General features: G+C 41.2%; 16 protein-coding genes. 6 read left to right on the top strand and 10 right to left on the bottom strand.

All coding sequences use genetic code 11. The annotated features are described in order from the left end of the window. Window positions 1-21: 21 nt before the first annotated feature. The 3 genes from ACQY4U_RS00530 to ACQY4U_RS00520 form a co-directional block, all read right to left on the bottom strand. On the bottom strand, window positions 22-1380 hold the full coding sequence (locus tag ACQY4U_RS00530; RefSeq protein ID WP_428327401.1) for a HAMP domain-containing sensor histidine kinase: 1359 nt from the start codon (window positions 1378-1380) through the stop codon (window positions 22-24). A gap of 3 nt (window positions 1381-1383) precedes the next feature. Then, window positions 1384-2067, bottom strand: a complete 684-nt coding sequence (locus ACQY4U_RS00525; RefSeq protein WP_428327400.1) for a response regulator transcription factor — start codon at window positions 2065-2067, stop codon at window positions 1384-1386. Window positions 2068-2179: 112 nt separating this feature from the next. Further along, a complete protein-coding gene (locus tag ACQY4U_RS00520) occupies window positions 2180-2800 on the bottom strand; it encodes a phosphatase PAP2-related protein (RefSeq protein ID WP_428327399.1) in 621 nt (206 codons plus the stop codon). 142 nt (window positions 2801-2942) lie between these two features. Between ACQY4U_RS00520 and ACQY4U_RS00515 the strand changes: the two genes are divergently transcribed. From ACQY4U_RS00515 to ACQY4U_RS00500, 4 genes are all read left to right on the top strand, one after another. Continuing rightward, a complete protein-coding gene (locus tag ACQY4U_RS00515; protein WP_428327398.1) occupies window positions 2943-3371 on the top strand; it encodes a MerC domain-containing protein in 429 nt (142 codons plus the stop codon). A gap of 87 nt (window positions 3372-3458) precedes the next feature. Then, on the top strand, window positions 3459-3914 hold the full coding sequence (locus tag ACQY4U_RS00510; protein ID WP_428327397.1) for a Fur family transcriptional regulator: 456 nt from the start codon (window positions 3459-3461) through the stop codon (window positions 3912-3914). Window positions 3915-3948: 34 nt separating this feature from the next. Beyond that, window positions 3949-4770, top strand: coding sequence for an N-acetylmuramoyl-L-alanine amidase family protein (locus ACQY4U_RS00505; RefSeq protein WP_428327396.1), 822 nt, complete (start codon window positions 3949-3951; stop codon window positions 4768-4770). A gap of 26 nt (window positions 4771-4796) precedes the next feature. Beyond that, complete coding sequence (locus ACQY4U_RS00500; protein ID WP_428327395.1) at window positions 4797-5141, top strand: hypothetical protein; 345 nt, start codon at window positions 4797-4799, stop codon at window positions 5139-5141. 16 nt (window positions 5142-5157) lie between these two features. On the opposite strand, the gene ACQY4U_RS00495 is transcribed toward ACQY4U_RS00500, so the two are convergent. The 3 genes from ACQY4U_RS00495 to ACQY4U_RS00485 form a co-directional block, all read right to left on the bottom strand. Continuing rightward, entirely contained in the window at window positions 5158-6735 is a 1578-nt protein-coding gene (locus ACQY4U_RS00495) for a hypothetical protein (RefSeq protein WP_428327394.1), read from the bottom strand. Between the two features lie 4 nt (window positions 6736-6739). Further along, entirely contained in the window at window positions 6740-7612 is an 873-nt protein-coding gene (locus ACQY4U_RS00490) for an ABC transporter ATP-binding protein (protein ID WP_428327393.1), read from the bottom strand. An 82-nt stretch (window positions 7613-7694) separates the two neighbouring features. After that, a complete protein-coding gene (locus ACQY4U_RS00485) occupies window positions 7695-9362 on the bottom strand; it encodes a hypothetical protein (RefSeq protein ID WP_428327392.1) in 1668 nt (555 codons plus the stop codon). A gap of 778 nt (window positions 9363-10140) precedes the next feature. On the opposite strand from ACQY4U_RS00485, the gene ACQY4U_RS00480 reads away from it, so the two are divergent. Both ACQY4U_RS00480 and ACQY4U_RS00475 read left to right on the top strand, forming a co-directional pair. Further along, on the top strand, window positions 10141-10686 hold the full coding sequence (locus ACQY4U_RS00480) for a peroxiredoxin (RefSeq protein ID WP_428327391.1): 546 nt from the start codon (window positions 10141-10143) through the stop codon (window positions 10684-10686). A 71-nt stretch (window positions 10687-10757) separates the two neighbouring features. Beyond that, window positions 10758-11342 carry a carboxymuconolactone decarboxylase family protein gene (locus ACQY4U_RS00475; protein ID WP_428327390.1) on the top strand — a complete coding sequence of 195 codons (585 nt, stop codon included), beginning with the start codon at window positions 10758-10760 and terminating at the stop codon, window positions 11340-11342. A gap of 63 nt (window positions 11343-11405) precedes the next feature. On the opposite strand, the gene ACQY4U_RS00470 is transcribed toward ACQY4U_RS00475, so the two are convergent. The 4 genes from ACQY4U_RS00470 to ACQY4U_RS00455 all read right to left on the bottom strand — a co-directional run bounded on the left by ACQY4U_RS00470 (window position 11406) and on the right by ACQY4U_RS00455 (window position 16360). Further along, on the bottom strand, window positions 11406-12437 hold the full coding sequence (locus ACQY4U_RS00470; protein ID WP_428327389.1) for an aldo/keto reductase: 1032 nt from the start codon (window positions 12435-12437) through the stop codon (window positions 11406-11408). A gap of 94 nt (window positions 12438-12531) precedes the next feature. Next, the gene (locus ACQY4U_RS00465) at window positions 12532-13458 is read right to left on the bottom strand and encodes a Nif3-like dinuclear metal center hexameric protein (protein WP_428327388.1); all 927 of its coding nucleotides are present in this window, start codon (window positions 13456-13458) and stop codon (window positions 12532-12534) included. A 231-nt stretch (window positions 13459-13689) separates the two neighbouring features. Next, on the bottom strand, window positions 13690-15075 hold the full coding sequence (locus ACQY4U_RS00460; protein ID WP_428327387.1) for an FGGY-family carbohydrate kinase: 1386 nt from the start codon (window positions 15073-15075) through the stop codon (window positions 13690-13692). 10 nt (window positions 15076-15085) lie between these two features. Further along, complete coding sequence (locus tag ACQY4U_RS00455) at window positions 15086-16360, bottom strand: TIM barrel protein (RefSeq protein ID WP_428327386.1); 1275 nt, start codon at window positions 16358-16360, stop codon at window positions 15086-15088. Window positions 16361-16373: the final 13 nt, after the last annotated feature.

Raw genomic sequence — 16373 nt, 5'->3', positions numbered from 1 at the left:
CATTAGAATTGGATTAGAATTTTACCTGCTGAATTTAATGGTAACAGTTGTAGTTTGGCCCGGAATAGAGTCGACAGCTATAGTGCCGTTAAAAAGATGGATGATTTTTGAGGTTATATAAAGGCCAATTCCGTTACCCCGGTAACCTTTTACATTAGTGCCCCGGTAAAATGATTCAAATACTTTTTCAAGCTCATCGGGCATAATGCCAACACCGTGGTCGGTTATTTTTACAATAATGTCTTTGTTGTCGGCATAAAGGTCACAATCTACGCGCTTGTTTTCCGAAAACTTAAAGGCGTTGCCAATAATATTGTTTAGCGCAATGCTTAATAACGATTTGTTGACCAGCAACTGTAATTTCTCCTGGTCATCGGGCAGGTGCAGTATGTTAACTATAAACTTGCCTTTGCCGGCTTTATCAGTCCAGTAATCATTAAGTTCCCATATCAGTTCATCAATAGCTACCGGTTTGTAAGCAGGCTGCGTGTAGTTCATGTCTACATTTGCTAATTCAAGCAAACTGCTGATGGTTTCATTTAACCGGTCAGAATCATTTAATACCGACCGCAGTATCTGCTCATATTCACTGTTTGTGCGGGGTTTATTGAGGGCTATCTCAATTTCGCCAACCATTGTGGTTATGGGTGTCCTTAACTCGTGCGATGCATTGATCACAAAGGTTTGCTGCAGCTCAAAGGCATTTTCAAGGTGTTCTAAAAGCTGGTTAAAATTATGGGCCAGCGCGCTTATCTCATCTTTACCATTGCCCTCATTAACGCGCAGGCTTAAATCGCCTGCCCTAACCCGGCGCATTTGTGTAATTACTTTGTCAATTGGCTCCAGCGTTTTTTGGGCAAACCACCTGCTCATCACAAATAGCAAGGCAGTAACGCTAAGCAGCAATATCGCCATAGTTCCAATCAAATCATTGAGCCTTTTGTTGCCCTGGGTATCAATAGCCGAAACCAGGATCACAAAATTACCCTGGTTATCATTATAATAGATACCAACCGTTTGCCGCTGGCCTTCGCTGAATTGAAGGTATTTATGTTTCCGTACCGATTCAATCACAGGGCTGGTCCAAAACTGGTTCTTATCTTTTATAAAAGATGCGCCATTGCGCTCATCATACAAGCGGATCACTTCATTTGGCAGGCTGTGGATGTATGATTCTCTTACCCGGTTTAATGAGTCGGCAGAGATTTCGTCGGCCTCGAGATATAATTTGGCGGCAACATTGGCCCTATCCATCAAATGATCATAAAAATCAGATTTAATGAACGAGTTAAATGTTAAGCAGATAACCACCTGTACAATAAGCAACACAAAGGAGCTTACTGCCGTAAAGTAAAGCGACAGGCGGTTCTTGATCTTCATCTGCTACTTTTCGATTTTTAAAATATAGCCCATGCCAATAACAGTATGTATCAGTTTATTTTTAAAGCCTTTTTCAATTTTTTTGCGCAGATAGTTTACGTACACATCAATAAAATTAGTACCTGTGTCAAAGCCAATGTTCCAAACCTGCTCGGCAATGTACTCGCGCGACAATACCTTATTAGGGTGCCGCATAAACAGCTCTAACAAAGTATATTCCTTAGCGGTAAGCGAAATCTGGTGGCCGGCCCTTTCGGCAATATTGCTCCAGGTATCTAACTTCAGGTCGTCAAATGTTAGTACGTGCTCAACAGCTTCTGTAACCTTTTGCCTGCGCAGTAATGCTTCAATGCGGGCAAGCAGCTCAATAAAGTGAAAGGGTTTAACCAGGTAATCATCGGCCCCGGCTTTTAAACCCGATACCTTGTTCTGGATCTGGTCCAGTGCGGTAAGCATCAGTATCGGTGTTTTGGTATCTGTAAACCTTACCTGGCGGCATAGTTCAATGCCATTAATATCAGGCAGCATCACATCCATTATAATCAGATCGAACTCTGTTTTTTGAAGCAGCGCCTTTGCCGATGCACCATCCTTAGCTGTTTGCAGCTTATAGCCGTTTTCCTCTAATCCCCGGCAAATAAATGCAGAAACCTTTTGTTCGTCTTCAACTAAACAGATATTAGCCATACCAACAAATATGGTAATTTATTAGCTTATAAACCCATGTAAAATTGCAGGCAAACTGCGGCCACATTATTTAAAATGGCGTCATTATATGAAGAGTATAGAAAGAGGAATTTTATTTCCGTAGAAAATGGCGGGTTACCCGGTAGCTCACATAAACCACAAAAGGGGCTGCCAAAATATCAATGGTATAATGAATATGCTGTACCAGTAATAAGCAGGCAACCGTAATAATGGCCATAAACCCTATTATTTTGTCAGATCTTTTTTCGAGACATAAAAACATCAGGGTAAGGGTAGCCGTATGGCCCGAAAAGAAAAGATCTTTGGTAATGAGCGCCTGTCCGTAAAAAATACCTGTTAGCGGGTCGGTTAGGGGGATAAGGCCTTTGGGTGGTGCAAGGGCAACCAATGCTATACTTATAAAGCGTGCAATGCAAACAGGTATAAGGGCCCAGCAATAAAGTATGTAGATGTAAGGATTATAAATGGCCCTGTAAAGCGTAAGCAATACCATTCCCCATATAATGGCAAAAATAAATACCGATACATTGTAGGGTGGAATGCTGGCTAAAATCCAGTCGTTCAAAAGCACGCCTTGTCTTTTCTCAATATATCCAAAAAATATAGGCATCATAAAAACTGCGGTCATCATAATGGTTGTACCAATAATGATCTGGCCGCGTTTATAAGGCAATTTCCAGGTTTCTTTCCAGTTTAATGTTGTTAATGGCATAAGGGGCACAGCATTAATTTTAGCGATTGCAAAAGTAAGAATTGATTAAGGATTAGGAAACCTTAAAGTTATATTAAATTAACATGACAAAAACCTGTATTTTTAAAAGCAATTTTGTTGCATTTGTTTTTATATTTGCAACATGAAAAGTCATAAAAGATCGCCACGGTTAGATAATATAGGGATGACGGCATCTATACTTTGTGCTATTCATTGCGCTGTTGTGCCCTTATTAATTACCAGTTTGCCTTTGTTAGGCCTGGGTTTTTTAGCCAACCCCTGGGTAGAGTGGAGCATGATAACTTTTGCGGTGTTTATTGGTTTTTATGCAATCGGGCTTTCTTATTTCAGGGCACACCACAAAGTTTTACCTATAATTTTAATGGTGGCCGGCTTTTTAATAATCATTGCCGGGCATATTTTTGTTACCGATTGGCGCGAAGCTATTATTGTACCCATAGGTGGTTTTCATATAGCTGCGGCTCATTTTTTTAACTATAAATACACAGAAAGCTGCAACCGCGGAAACACCCTGTTTCATTTAGGGCATAACCATCCGCACGCTCATTAAAAAGGCTAAACTGCAATTGGTCAATACTTTTTTCTGATCTGAGTTTTATTCTTTTTAAATTTGTACTCGTAAATCATTCATTTATCAATGAGTCACGTTCACAATCATAATATAAATTTTGAGGACCTGCTTGAAAAGCACCACTTGAAGAAAACCGGGCCGCGCCTGAAGGTGCTCTCCATGTTGTCTGCAAAGGATGTGGCTACTTCGCAGCCTGATCTTGAAAGTGTTATGGACGGTATTGACCGTGTAACCTTGTACCGCATACTAAGTGCTTTTGAAGAAAAGGGAATTATACATAAAGTATTTGACCTTAATGGAACGGCAAATTATGCCATGTGTTCGTCTGATTGCGGCGAGGACCATCACCATGATGAGCACCTGCACTTTAATTGTACCGTTTGCAAAAATGTATACTGCCTGGATGACCTTAATTTACCACCAATAAAACTCCCTAAAGGCTTTAAGCCCGAAGGTTTTACTTTATATGCTGCAGGCCTATGCCCCAAATGCAGTAAAACAGCGGAAAAAAAAATAGATTAAAACAATTTATTTGATTCCATTCTTATGTATTCCGATGATCAAACAAGCTAAAAAACTAAAGGGACTTCTACCAATTACCTTTGGTTTGTTTTTTATATTAATCTCCTTTAGCCACTGTATTGCTCAGACTAAGCCCTCTTTCAGGTTTAAAACTGTAGTTATTGATGCAGGGCATGGCGGTAAAGATCCCGGCGCGCATGGCTCATACTCGTTAGAAAAAAATGTGGCATTGGCCATTGCCAAAAAGGTAGATCATTTATTAAAAGAGGATATGCCTGATGTTAAAGTGGTAATGACCCGCTCAACAGACAAATTTGTTCAGTTAAACAAGCGTGCCGATATAGCCAATAGTATTGATGCCAACCTGTTTGTATCAATACACTGTAACTCATCGCCAGAAGGAACCGCAAAAATTGCTCATAAAGAAAAAGGTGTAATGCTGTTAGTTTACGGTTATCACCGTAAGGAAGAACAATTGGAAGCCCTTCGGGAAAACTCCTCTATATATATTGAAAAGGATTACAAGAAAAATTATGCGGGGTACGATGAAAAGGACCCAACCTCAATGATAGTGCTGAATACTTTTATGCAAAAATATCGTAAGCAAAGTATTTTGTTTGGGGAGATTTTGGACAAACAGTTTATTGACAATAATGGTCGTAAAAGCCGGGGTGTAAAGGAACAAGGTGTTTTAGTATTGGCACATAGTGCCATGCCTGCCGTGTTGGTTGAAACCGGCTATATCAATAATCCCGGCGAAGAAAAATACCTGAACTCCGAAAGCGGGCAAAGCGAAATTGCTGCTTCAATAGTACGCGCCATTAAAATTTATCGTAAAGAGATCAATAGTCATTAATTAGCCTAACGCAAATATCTATTTATATGAAAAAATTAATACTAACCCTAATTGTCAGTGTTGCATTTGCAGGGGTAGCTTTAGCACAAAACACCTTTTCGGCAGCTGATTTTAAAAAGAACCTGGGTAAAACCGGTACACTTTGCGATACTATTTATTCGCTGCGGATAGTGAGCGATACCCTTACTTTATTAAATATGGGTGGTGCCTATCCAAATCAAAAATATACTGTTGCCGTAAAGGGAAACAAAATAAACCTTAATTGGGCCGACCTTAAAGGCAAGCCACTGTGCGTAACCGGTGTTTTTATATTATTTAAGGACAGGCCCGAAATTCAGATTGCTGAACCGGAACAGATCAACGCAAAATAATCCCATTGCCTCTTATTTATAAATGCCTTACCTGGTAGCTTCGTACTGTAAAGCTTGTTATGGCTAAAAATAGGTTAAGTATTACCATAGTTGTTAAATAAGCAGCATGGTTATCATGTGGTATGCCGCCTATAAAATCTGCAAAAGGCGCCTTATCAATAATTAAATAAGTGAGTAAAAAAAAGATGATCTCGTACAGCTTTTTACTGCCACTCACAATGCCAAAGCATACAGCTAACAGCACTATAAATAGGCAGCCGTTAATAATATTGATGACCGAAAACAGATCGGCAGTAATTAAACAGCGCAGTAATACCGGAGCCAAAAGTGCCAGCGCCATAACAATACCGGCAAGCAGTTGTGATGGCAGCATGCGTTGCAAAGGTTTGTAAGACGAATAGGTGAAATAATGCAGCCTGTTCGTTTTTTCTTTAGTAGCCAGGTCAGACCAGCGGGTAACCTGCATAAACAATAAAACAGGTAGTAAATATGCATAAGCAATATTTAAAGGCACAAATAGCATACTTATCCAAAGCCCACCATTAATAAGCCATAACCATTGTGGCCCTTGCCTGAGCAGCAAGAGTAATTCGGTTTTTATAAAGGGGAAGATACTGTAATCGGCCACTACTGGCGGTAATGATTCCCTGCTGATGCCTGCCGGCGCAATGCTGATAGCCGGTGTATCTTGTATAGTAATTGCCGTTTTCTTTTTTTTGCTGAGCGGTTGTTTAAAATCAAACCTGTGGAAAAAGAACGAGGAGAAGTAAACCAAAGCCAGTGAAAAACTGATCCATACCAGGCGGCTTAAAAAGAAAATACTTGTCCAGGCAATGCCGTTCCATTCAAAAGTTTTAAAGCCCTGCCTGTGGTTAAAAGTAAAACCCAGGTTAATTGCCTGGATGTTTTCGTGGTATTGCGTGTTTATCTTATCCTTAACGCTTTGAACCATTGTCCTTACCCCAAATGGGTCGATAAAAACAGCTACCGTATTATTCTTTTGCCCGTTTACGTTAGCCATTATTACCCCGAAAAGAAAAATAAATGCAACATATTGTAATATGGTACGCTTGCGTAAAAACACCTCGCCGGCTATGGCTAAAGCACTTATAGTAAATAAAGCAGGTAGTACGAAGAACAGATAAGGGAAAATAAAGTCGCTGGTAATAAATGGCTGGCCGGTGGTGCGCACAAAAAACATCACTATACTAATAATAAAGGTGATGCCTGCAATAGTTAGCAGTACCAAAAAGTTGCTCAATAGCTTGCTTAACAAATAGCCAAAATTGGTGATCGGCGTGGTGGCAATTATTAAACCCACCTCGGTATCAATATCTTTTTTAATGCCGCTGTTCACTAAAAAGAAACCATAGAGTGATAACATAATAGCCGTCATCATTGCTGAAACATGGCCCACCCATGCAGCGTTATAAACGCCCTTATAACCAACCACATTAAGGGTAGTATATGATGCTGTAGGTGGCGGCACAAACGAGTAAGCCGCGTAAATAGTTATGGCCAGTGTGATCAAAAATGAATAACTGCGTGTACGTTGCAGGTAATCGGCCTTAATAATGCTGTAAATGTATTTCACGGGCTCAGGCTTTGTTTTGAGTTAAAAACAAATAAGCATCTTCTAAGGTGGCATTCACCAGGGTTGATGCTGGTTCATGAGCGCTGGTTTTAAGAATATAACGCACCCGTGTTTTATCTTTTTGGCGGCTGGTATCAATAACCAACTGGTTTGTCTTCAAGGCGGTAAGCTCGCTGTTATCAATCAATAGCTCAAATACCCGGCCCTCAACTAATTTAATAATATCCGGTTGTTCTGCCTTTTCAAGTAGTTTGCCGTTTTGCATAATAGCCACTTCATCGGCAATGGTTTCAATATCTGATACAATGTGCGATGAAAGTATAATAATACAATCATCGGCCAGGTCAGAGATCAGCTGTCTGAACCTTACCCGTTCTTCAGGGTCGAGGCCTACGGTGGGCTCATCAAATATTAATATTTTCGGGTCGTTAAGCAGTGCCTGTGCAATCCCTATCCGCTGTTTCATCCCACCCGAATAAGTGCCGATCGGGCGCTTTGCATCGGCAGTTAGGTTTACACCCTCCAGCAGCATGTCAATCCGCTTGCGTAAGTTGCTGCCGCCAACGCCTTTCATGGCGCCAATATATTCTAAAAACTCATAAGCATTTAGATTGGGGTACACGCCAAAATCCTGCGGCAGGTAGCCAAGTATTTTGCGAATATGGTCGGGGTCTTTTACAATATCTACGCCATCTAAAAATAAAGTGCCTGTAGTGGGTTTGCTGATGGTGGCAATAATTTTCATCAGTGTTGATTTACCCGCACCATTGGGCCCAAGCAGTCCCAATACTCCTTTTTCAATAGTGATGGAGTAATCTGTTAACCCTGTTTTATGCTTATTATATTGTTTGGTAAGATTTTTAATTTCTAAGGCCATAAGGTTTTATATGCCTGTTTGACATCAAATACAACCTTAGGTTACAGCGTATAAATAAATATTTTAGTTTGATCAGTGCAGGTTAACTCCAGTCAAAATTTACTTCCTTGTTATCTAACTTCCATTTGGTGGGCAAGGGGTTGGTCAGCCAATCTAAAGGTTCACCAACCCGCTGCACTTTTGTTGCTTTGGCAAAGCAATCCTTAATAAATGCTTTTTGCTCAGCACCTAATGCTTCCGGCTGTGCCGAAATAAATAAGGGCGCACCGCTTTCAGCAAGCAGTTGCATCCATTGTTTGTTTTTCTCCCAAGGGATTTGGGTGGTTAAACCCACGCAATCACCATCAACTGCATAAAAAGCATTATGCTGTGATAGACGGAAGGCCAATGTATTAACACCCATTTTACGGGTACGCGCCCATTCGTGTCCGCTGGTATCATCGCCAATGCGGCACATTTCAAATATCCCGGCCGATAAATGGCTCATGGTATTACATCCAATAACATATATGTTTTCGCCGGCAGCTTCTCTTATGGAGTAATAAAGGTGATTGATTATTTCGGCATTGGTTTTAGTCTTATCGTTAAAGCTCCAGCCTGGTGATGTAAGGCTATCTTTCATCTCAAACCCCCAGCGGCCCATTATATCATAAGTGCTAAAATCATGTTTCACCATTTCATAGCCCCATTGTTTGTAAACTGTAAAGCACTGTTTAATACGGGCAATATTTTCTGGAATGGTTGGATCAAGCACCGGGTTTTTAGGGTCGTCCCTGCCGGGGATCTTTGGCGCCAGCAGGTTGGCTTTTTCATCGTGGCGTGCACAAAGGGGGCGCATCCACAAACCGGGGCGCATGCCCAGTTTTTTGATCTCATCGCCGAGGACGTGCATATCCTTAAACTTATCATTAGGCTTTGAAAAATCTTCGTTCCAGCCACCATCGCCCGGCAAGAGCGGCGAATACTGAGCCCAACCCGCATCAATTACCGAAAATGGACGATTGTTGGTATCGGTAACCAATTCGGCCATCGTAGCCGTTGTTTCACGTATTAATTTTGCGGAGTTATTGCCATAGGCAAAATACCAATCGTTTATACCGTATATGGGTTGTTTAGGTAAACGCGGCTTTTCGCACATCAGTTTACAAAAACGGTGGTTTGTTGCATAAGGGGTTTCTGTTGCGTTACTTTCTGTAGTTATAATATCAGCCGCATGAAGCTGGCGCTGACCTAACTGAACACCCACACCGCCTGAATGTGTATCAAGGGTTAACTCAAGGCTGTTGTTACCTACTGTCCACCAGCAAATAGTATTGCAGCCGGTTTTTACACCAAAGCAGGCTGTTTGCTTTTCGTCATAAAGTAATACATACCAGGGGTTTTTATTATTGGCATCAGGGGCTTTCCAGGCGGCATCGCCATAGGTGCGTTCAAAGCTATCTCCTAAAACTTTGGTGTCAGGGGCTACCTGATGTTTCCATTTTAAACGGATCCCGCTTAACGGAGCAGCAGGCGATAATGCGTATACACCTTTGGCATTACCCTCTGTTTTTATACTTACCTCGATGCCTTTATTGGTAAATACCGAACCGCCAGATGACTTTAGCTGAAACCAGTCGCTGCCGGTAGAAGTCCATACTTCGTCAGGGTGGTTCATTAATCTGCCGTTGCCTTCAGCATAAGTGATCCTGCTGATCAATAATGCAGCCATAGAAGTGGCCGAAAGCTTTACAAAATGCCGTCTGTGCATAAAGGATAAATTAATTATTATAATGCTATTGGATAAAAGTAGCAGAACAAATTAAAATACAAGCACAATTTGTAAATAAAATAGGAAAGAGTATTAAGTAGTTATAGTTAGGTGTGTATTTAGTTGAAGCTAAGTTTTTTACGTCCGCATCTATGGCACCGGTATCTTTTTAACGGTAAAAAAAACAGGAATGTTTTTAAAAACAGCCCCCTTGGTATGCGTTCAATTTCTGAACGGGTTGCTTTACCACAAGGGCATAACGATTCACTGAGTGAAGCTTTTGAAGATGAGCTTGTTTGCATGATACCTTTTGGTTAAAGTAAAACATTTAATGTCTACCTCTCATGCAATAGGTTTATAATTGGTGGTTAACAAATATACATAATGTGATTTTAAAATATTGAAAATTAAGATGTTAATTTTATTTTAAATTTTTCTTATAAATTAACTATTCCTATAGGGTGTAAGGAGTGATGTAAAAAGTATGCTGTTTTGGTTAACCTGTTCTGAAAAATTAACTGGGATGACTTAACCGATTTTAAAGATAGGAAAGCAAAAAAAGGCGGCTATCTGTATTAAATATTTCGCAATTTTTATGAGCTGTTTTTTAAAAAATTAAATTAAACTGATTGCAAAAAGGAGTGATTTTAATATATTGATAAAAACGATTGAATATTAAATTGATTATAGATATTAGTTATATGGTATCAATTCTTTGTATAAAACGGCTTCGCTAAAAATGATATATTTGCAATAAATAAATTAAAAATATATAGATATGCTAACTATAGGTCAAAAATTCCCTCAATTTTCTAAAACAGCGGTTGTAAGTATTGAAAAAGGAAAAGAACTTGAAACCATCACTTCTGATTTCCTGGTAAATGAAGACAACGTTTGGACTGTAATGTTCTGGTGGCCAAAAGATTTTACTTTTGTTTGCCCTACTGAGATTGCAGAATTTAATAATAACTACGGCGAGTTCCGTGACCGTGATGCACGTTTAATCGGTGCTTCAACTGATTCTGAATTTGTGCACGCTGCATGGAGAAGAAACCACGATGACCTGCGCGATTTAAAATTCCCGATGCTTGCTGATACTTCAAAATCATTAGCTGAAGATTTGGGTATTTTAGAGCCTGTTGAAAAAGTGGCTTACCGTGCTACTTTCATTGTTGATCCTACAGGTATTATCCGTTGGGTATCAGTTAATGATTTAAATGTTGGCCGTAACGTGAAAGAAGTTTTACGTGTACTTGATGCTTTACAAACTGACGAGCTTTGCCCTTGTAACTGGGTTAAAGGCGAAGACACCATTACTGTATAATTAATTAAAATATCAGGTCCCCGTATTTTATAAAGTGCGGGGATTTTTTATTTATTCAAGTCTGAAAAAAAATGAACGAATCAACCGAGATCATCAACGAGATATTGCAAAGTATTGGTGTTGATACCGCTTACCGTACAGAAAGCCTTACCCTTTTGGAAAAAGGCGAATCGCGCTACCTGCGTGACATGAAGCTGAACTTTACCAGCACGCTTACATCTGAGCATTTGTCAACCAAAGAATGTGCTTTATTAGGCCTTTCAACGGCTATTAATAATAATAACGTAGTATTAACCAAATACTTTACCGCTTATGCCGAGGCACATGGTGCAACCGCTGCCGATATTGCCGAAGCTGCCGGCTGTGCTTCATTATTAGCATCAAACAATGTGTTTTACCGTTTCCGTCACTTTACGCAAAAAGAAAAATATACGCAGATCCCTGCGCGTATCCGCATGCAGTTAATGATGAAACCGGTAACCGGAAAAGAATTTTTTGAATTGATGAGCCTTGCCATTTCGGCCGTTAACGGTTGCGAAATGTGTGTAAACGCCCATGAAGATTCCCTGATTAAATTAGGCACTACCGAGGAGCGTGTTTTTGATGCAGTTAGAATTGCATCATTAGTAACCGCAACAGGTAAAATAATATTCTAAATCCCCGTAAAGATTAAATAAAAAAGCTGCCCGTTACTGAGCAGCTTTTTTTATGGGTACCAGTTAATAAAACTTTGGCAGCGGGTTTAATTTAACATTTTGCCGCTGGTGCCAGTACGGGTAAATAGGGTCAACATTGCTGGCTTCATCAAGCTTCTTCACTTGGTCTGTAGTCAGGTTCCAGCCTACTGCGGCAAGGTTTTGTTTCAGTTGCTCCTCATTACGGGCACCTATTATAAGGTTCACAACAGTTGGCCTTTGTAACAGCCAGTTTAATGATACTTGGGCTACTGATTTTCCAGTTTCTTCGGCCACTTCATCCAGTGCATCAACAATATTGTATAAATGCTCAAAATCAGTTGCCGGGCCATGTGATCCTCCCTGTGCGGTGCGATTATTTTCAGGAAGCGGCTGCCCTCTTCTGAATTTACCGCTAAGCTGACCTGATGATAAAGGGCTCCATACAATGGTGCTTACTTTTTGATCAATGCCAAGCGGCATCAGTTCCCACTCAAACTCGCGGTTTAATAATGAATAGTAGGCCTGGTGCGCAATATATTTTGACCAGCCGTAACGCTCCGATGCCGACAATGATTTCATTAAGTGCCAGCCCGAAAAGTTAGAGCAGGCAATGTAACGTATCTTTCCGCTGGTAACCAGGTCGTCAAGTGCGCGCAGGGTTTCTTCAACGGGGGTATTGCCATCAAAACCATGCATGTGGTAAACATCAATATGGTCTGTTTTAAGGCGGCTTAAGCTATCCTCACACATCTGGATCAGGTGTGAGCGCGATGATCCAAAATCATTTGGGCCATCGCCCATTGTAAATGTGGCTTTGGTTGATATAAGTACCTTGCTATGCAGGCCTTCAAGCGCCTTGCCTAATATTTCTTCAGATAAACCGCGCGAGTATACATTTGCCGTATCAAAAAAGTTAACGCCTGCATCCAGGCAAAGGTTAACCATACGTTTTGCTTCTTCAACCTGTGTGTTTCCCCAGGCTTTAAAAAACTCATTACCACCACCAAAGGTAGCCGTACCGAAACTAAGCACCGGTACATTTAAACCCGATGCGCCCAATTGTCTGTATTCCATAGTTGTTTTGTTGATGTCTTTTTCAAAGTAACAACAGTGCGGGCATAAATATGTCAGCACAATTTCAGGTTATCACAAAGCCGGGTACTTTTAGCTATAAAAATGATAGAGAATTACCCGACAGGATATGTGTAACCTTAACTGATGGCACGTGCTGCATAAGCCAACCCAGCATAAATTCAGACCCTGGTTCTTCGCTGGCAATATGGCCAGTTACCACCAGGGCTAAGCTATCGCCTTTTGCCCTTGCGTCGCGCACGTACTCGGCAATTTCCCATTCCGAGATCTCCCCGCAGATCAGCACATCAGGTTTTGTTGTTGTCACATCTTCAATTTCAGCATGCCCACCCGGAGATCCCTCCATAAACAATACCCGTTTGCATACTTGTTCGGGGTCGCCAATATATCTTACTTTGTCAATGTGCAGCTTTGATTTGGTATAGCTGATCAGATTTTTTAGGCTGGTAGGCGGCAGGGTTATAATGTTAGGTATGGCTTTGTCTGCATATTTTTCCCAGTCCATTTGTTTCAGTACACCCGTCATCACCCCATCGGGTACCAGCGTATGAATATAATCGTGATTGCGCCAAACGGCAATATTATGCTGTTTTAGCAAGTCGGCTTTGTATTTATAAACCTCATCGTTTTTTAGCCAGGTGGTATCGTCGGCATGGTTATAAAAAGTAGGCTCATGTGCTATAATAAAATTGGCACCAAGTTCAATTGTTTTACGGATCACTTCGATGGTAGCAAACATGGTCATTACTATGCCGGTAACCACCGTATCGCGGCTGCCTGACTTTAAAGTATCAACCGTTTTAGTTATCGCACCACCCGGCACGCTGTTTATAAACAGGTCCATTATTTGCCCAACCGTATAATTTTCATTGATGCTGATGAAGTTTCCGGCCTTGCTCATCACCGGCATTGCTAAAAGGACACCGGCAGTTTTTGCTGAGTTGATAATGAATTTTCTTCTGTTGCCAACAGGTTTACCAGGGAGATTTGATAATGGATCCATAGGTGGTTTATATGGAATTAAAATTAAGGAATTATTCATGATAACGGTGCAAATCAAAGCCTGATTTTGCACGAAACGTTCCTGCGGAACACAATGTCTTCTCATCATTTTTGCTACCCACCAGTTGTCCCTATGGGACAGGGATGATAATCCGGTAGGCATTTTGGTAAGTAACAAGAATTGAGCTTCTCGTCCTATCGGGATGCCTGACAGTTAGCAAAACTCCGCTTCTTAAATTGAAATTGCCTGCACGGCAGAGTAATATTTTAAATCAATAATATCATTAGGGATGTTTTTGCGGTTCCATTCTTTATGGATAGCCAATGCTGCGCCAACCGCCGTTGCCTGCGCCATTGAAGCCGCAAAAACCTCTAATTGCGGGAGCGCCGAAGCCAGCAAATGCATAAATACGCTATTTTTACTGAAGCCGCCATCAACAAATATTCTTTTTACTGGCGTTCCTTTTAAAACTAACTGGGTTGATGCCACCTGTAAGTTGATCAGGTCGAGCACTAATTGATGATAGGCCTCGTCGTCGTTTTTAAATACAGAAAGATCCCTTGAATTAAATACCGACTCCTTACTCAAAACATCACCACCCTTATAAGGTGATGCCTCTTTTTTAAGGCGACCAATGATCTCAGGATCGTAAGGAATATTGCGGTATTTAATCACATCGGTACTAAAATGAGCAGCTATTCGCTTTACCTGCAACTCATATTCGTGGCCCGAAAACAGCCGGGATGCCTTTACCGTTTTGCCCTGGTATTGCAAAAAATTCAGGCAATCATTATTGAGCTCCGCCGCCGTTAAAGGTGCATTATTAAAAGGGTTTAAGCTGATACACCAGGTACCGGTAGATAGCAGGATAAAGGGTTCGCTAAAATTAACCAGGTAGGGAATTAACGCCGCCGAACTATCGTGCAAGCCAATTCCTACCTTATAAGTATTCCCCGGAAAAAGCGATGCAAATACTTTATTGGCAGCCACTATTGGGGGCAGCTTTAAAGCTATCCCTTCGTTCTGTACCCATTCGTGATAGCGGTTGTGTTCAAAATCCCATAGGGCGGTATGGCAGCCAATGCTGGTAATATCCGAATAAAAGCTACCTGTTAACAAGGAGCTCAAATATTGCGGCAAATGCAGTGCATGTTTTATCCGGGCAAATATTTCAGGCTGCTCTTTTTTTAAGCGGTAAAGCTGCAAGCCCGAATTTAGGCTCCCCAAAAGCGGCGAAGCCGTTTGGATACTGAACTGCACGGCACCGCCGTAATTTTCATAAAAACCTTCACTTAAGTCTTCAGGATATGGTTTAAGGTAGTTGTACAGTGGGCAAACGGGTTTACCGGCATCATCTACATAAACAAAGCTTGCGCCATAAGCCGAAAAATTAACCGCCTTAACCTCAAATTCTTTCAGCCGGAAGATCTCGCTGAGGGAATCAAAAACAGAGAGCCGCAAGCTTTCCAGGTTTTCGCAAGGAAAGCCATCCTCGTCGGTAGTTTCAATAAAGCGGGCTGTTTTTTCAAAAACTAAATGATAGTTCTCGTCAAATAAAAACAACTTTTTATTGGTTTTACCTACATCAATTATAGCAATTACGTGTATGGCGCTCATGTTAGTTATATTATAGTCCTGTAGCAACAGTTTTTGAGCCGCGTTCTTTTATTAAATTTTCCCTGATGCTTAGTTTACGATAAGTGCCAACAGGATCCAATGTACCGCCGGCTTTTAAACGGGCCTCGGCCAATAGCGGGCGTACATCTGTACGGTAAGCCGTTTGCAAAATTTCCTGCGCCATTGCCACATCATTATTATTTTGGGCGATAGTTAATGCCGCATTATCAACCAATAAAGCCTGCGCGTAAGCTATTTTTATAGCTTCTACTGATTGCAGCAGATCTTCAATCGGATCCTTCACGTTGTGCGATGCATCAATCATCCAGCCAATATCGGTAGCGTGGGTCATGTTGCGGGCATCCATGCCTTCAACCAATTCTTTAAATATCAGGAAGAGCTGATAAGGGTTTATACTGCCTACGGTAAGATCATCATCGCCATATTTTGAATCATTAAAATGAAAACCGGCCAACTTGCCTTCCATTAGCAATAAGGATACGATCTGCTCAATATTGGTGCCCTGTAGGTGGTGGCCCAGATCAACAAGCGTTTGTGCTTTGCTGCCTAATTTTGATGATAACAGGTAGGATTGGCCCCAATCGCCAATGGTGGTTGAATAAAAGTTTGGCTCAAATGGTTTGTATTCTATCCAAACTTTCCAGTCGTTAGGTAAGGCATCATATATTTCCTGCAAACTTTCCAATGTATTTTGAAATGCTTTGCGAAAGTTAAGCTGCCCCGGAAAATTTGACCCGTCAGACAACCAAACAGATAATGCCTTTGAGCCTAACTGCTCGCCGTACTTTATAACTTCAATATTGTGCTCTACGGCTTGTTTGCGCACCGCCTTATCCACATGGTGTAATGAGCCGTATTTATAGCTAAGTTTTTGATCAGCCTGATCCTGAAAGGTATTTGAGTTAACGGCATCAAAATGCAAACCCAGCTGCCCCGCCAATGCTTTTATTGACGATGCATTTTCAGGAATATCCCAGGGGATATGCAGCGAGATGGAATTGCTCGATTTGTTTAATGCATGGATCACGCCAACATCTTCAATCTTTTCCTCCAGGCTGCGTGGTTCACCACCGCCCGAAAAACGACCAAAACGTGTCCCACCAGTACCCAAGGCCCAGCTCGGAATAGCTATATTAAAGGCCTGTAGTTTATTGATTACTTCGCCGGCATTAGCTATGCCATCGCTCACAAAATCAAGTTTGCGTTTATGTGCGGCTAATTGCTGCTGGTTTAATTCGTCTATTTTATATTGCTCTATTTGCATAATAATATCCTTT

This window comes from Mucilaginibacter sp. (assembly GCF_965277465.1).
Taxonomy (GTDB): domain Bacteria; phylum Bacteroidota; class Bacteroidia; order Sphingobacteriales; family Sphingobacteriaceae; genus Mucilaginibacter.
The sequence above is the reverse complement of the archived record's forward strand: the minus strand, read 5'-3'. Positions and strand labels throughout refer to the sequence as shown.

Coding starts and splice junctions, on each gene's coding strand:
- ACQY4U_RS00530 (WP_428327401.1), bottom strand. CDS start 1,380: ATGAAGATCAAGAACCGCCTGTCGCTTTACTTTACGGCAGTAAGCTCC.
- ACQY4U_RS00490 (WP_428327393.1), bottom strand. CDS start 7,612: ATGGCCTTAGAAATTAAAAATCTTACCAAACAATATAATAAGCATAAA.
- ACQY4U_RS00510 (WP_428327397.1), top strand. CDS start 3,459: ATGAGTCACGTTCACAATCATAATATAAATTTTGAGGACCTGCTTGAA.
- ACQY4U_RS00515 (WP_428327398.1), top strand. CDS start 2,943: ATGAAAAGTCATAAAAGATCGCCACGGTTAGATAATATAGGGATGACG.
- ACQY4U_RS00475 (WP_428327390.1), top strand. CDS start 10,758: ATGAACGAATCAACCGAGATCATCAACGAGATATTGCAAAGTATTGGT.
- ACQY4U_RS00500 (WP_428327395.1), top strand. CDS start 4,797: ATGAAAAAATTAATACTAACCCTAATTGTCAGTGTTGCATTTGCAGGG.
- ACQY4U_RS00470 (WP_428327389.1), bottom strand. CDS start 12,437: ATGGAATACAGACAATTGGGCGCATCGGGTTTAAATGTACCGGTGCTT.
- ACQY4U_RS00520 (WP_428327399.1), bottom strand. CDS start 2,800: ATGCCATTAACAACATTAAACTGGAAAGAAACCTGGAAATTGCCTTAT.
- ACQY4U_RS00460 (WP_428327387.1), bottom strand. CDS start 15,075: ATGAGCGCCATACACGTAATTGCTATAATTGATGTAGGTAAAACCAAT.
- ACQY4U_RS00485 (WP_428327392.1), bottom strand. CDS start 9,362: ATGCACAGACGGCATTTTGTAAAGCTTTCGGCCACTTCTATGGCTGCA.
- ACQY4U_RS00455 (WP_428327386.1), bottom strand. CDS start 16,360: ATGCAAATAGAGCAATATAAAATAGACGAATTAAACCAGCAGCAATTA.
- ACQY4U_RS00525 (WP_428327400.1), bottom strand. CDS start 2,067: ATGGCTAATATCTGTTTAGTTGAAGACGAACAAAAGGTTTCTGCATTT.
- ACQY4U_RS00480 (WP_428327391.1), top strand. CDS start 10,141: ATGCTAACTATAGGTCAAAAATTCCCTCAATTTTCTAAAACAGCGGTT.
- ACQY4U_RS00505 (WP_428327396.1), top strand. CDS start 3,949: ATGATCAAACAAGCTAAAAAACTAAAGGGACTTCTACCAATTACCTTT.
- ACQY4U_RS00465 (WP_428327388.1), bottom strand. CDS start 13,458: ATGGATCCATTATCAAATCTCCCTGGTAAACCTGTTGGCAACAGAAGA.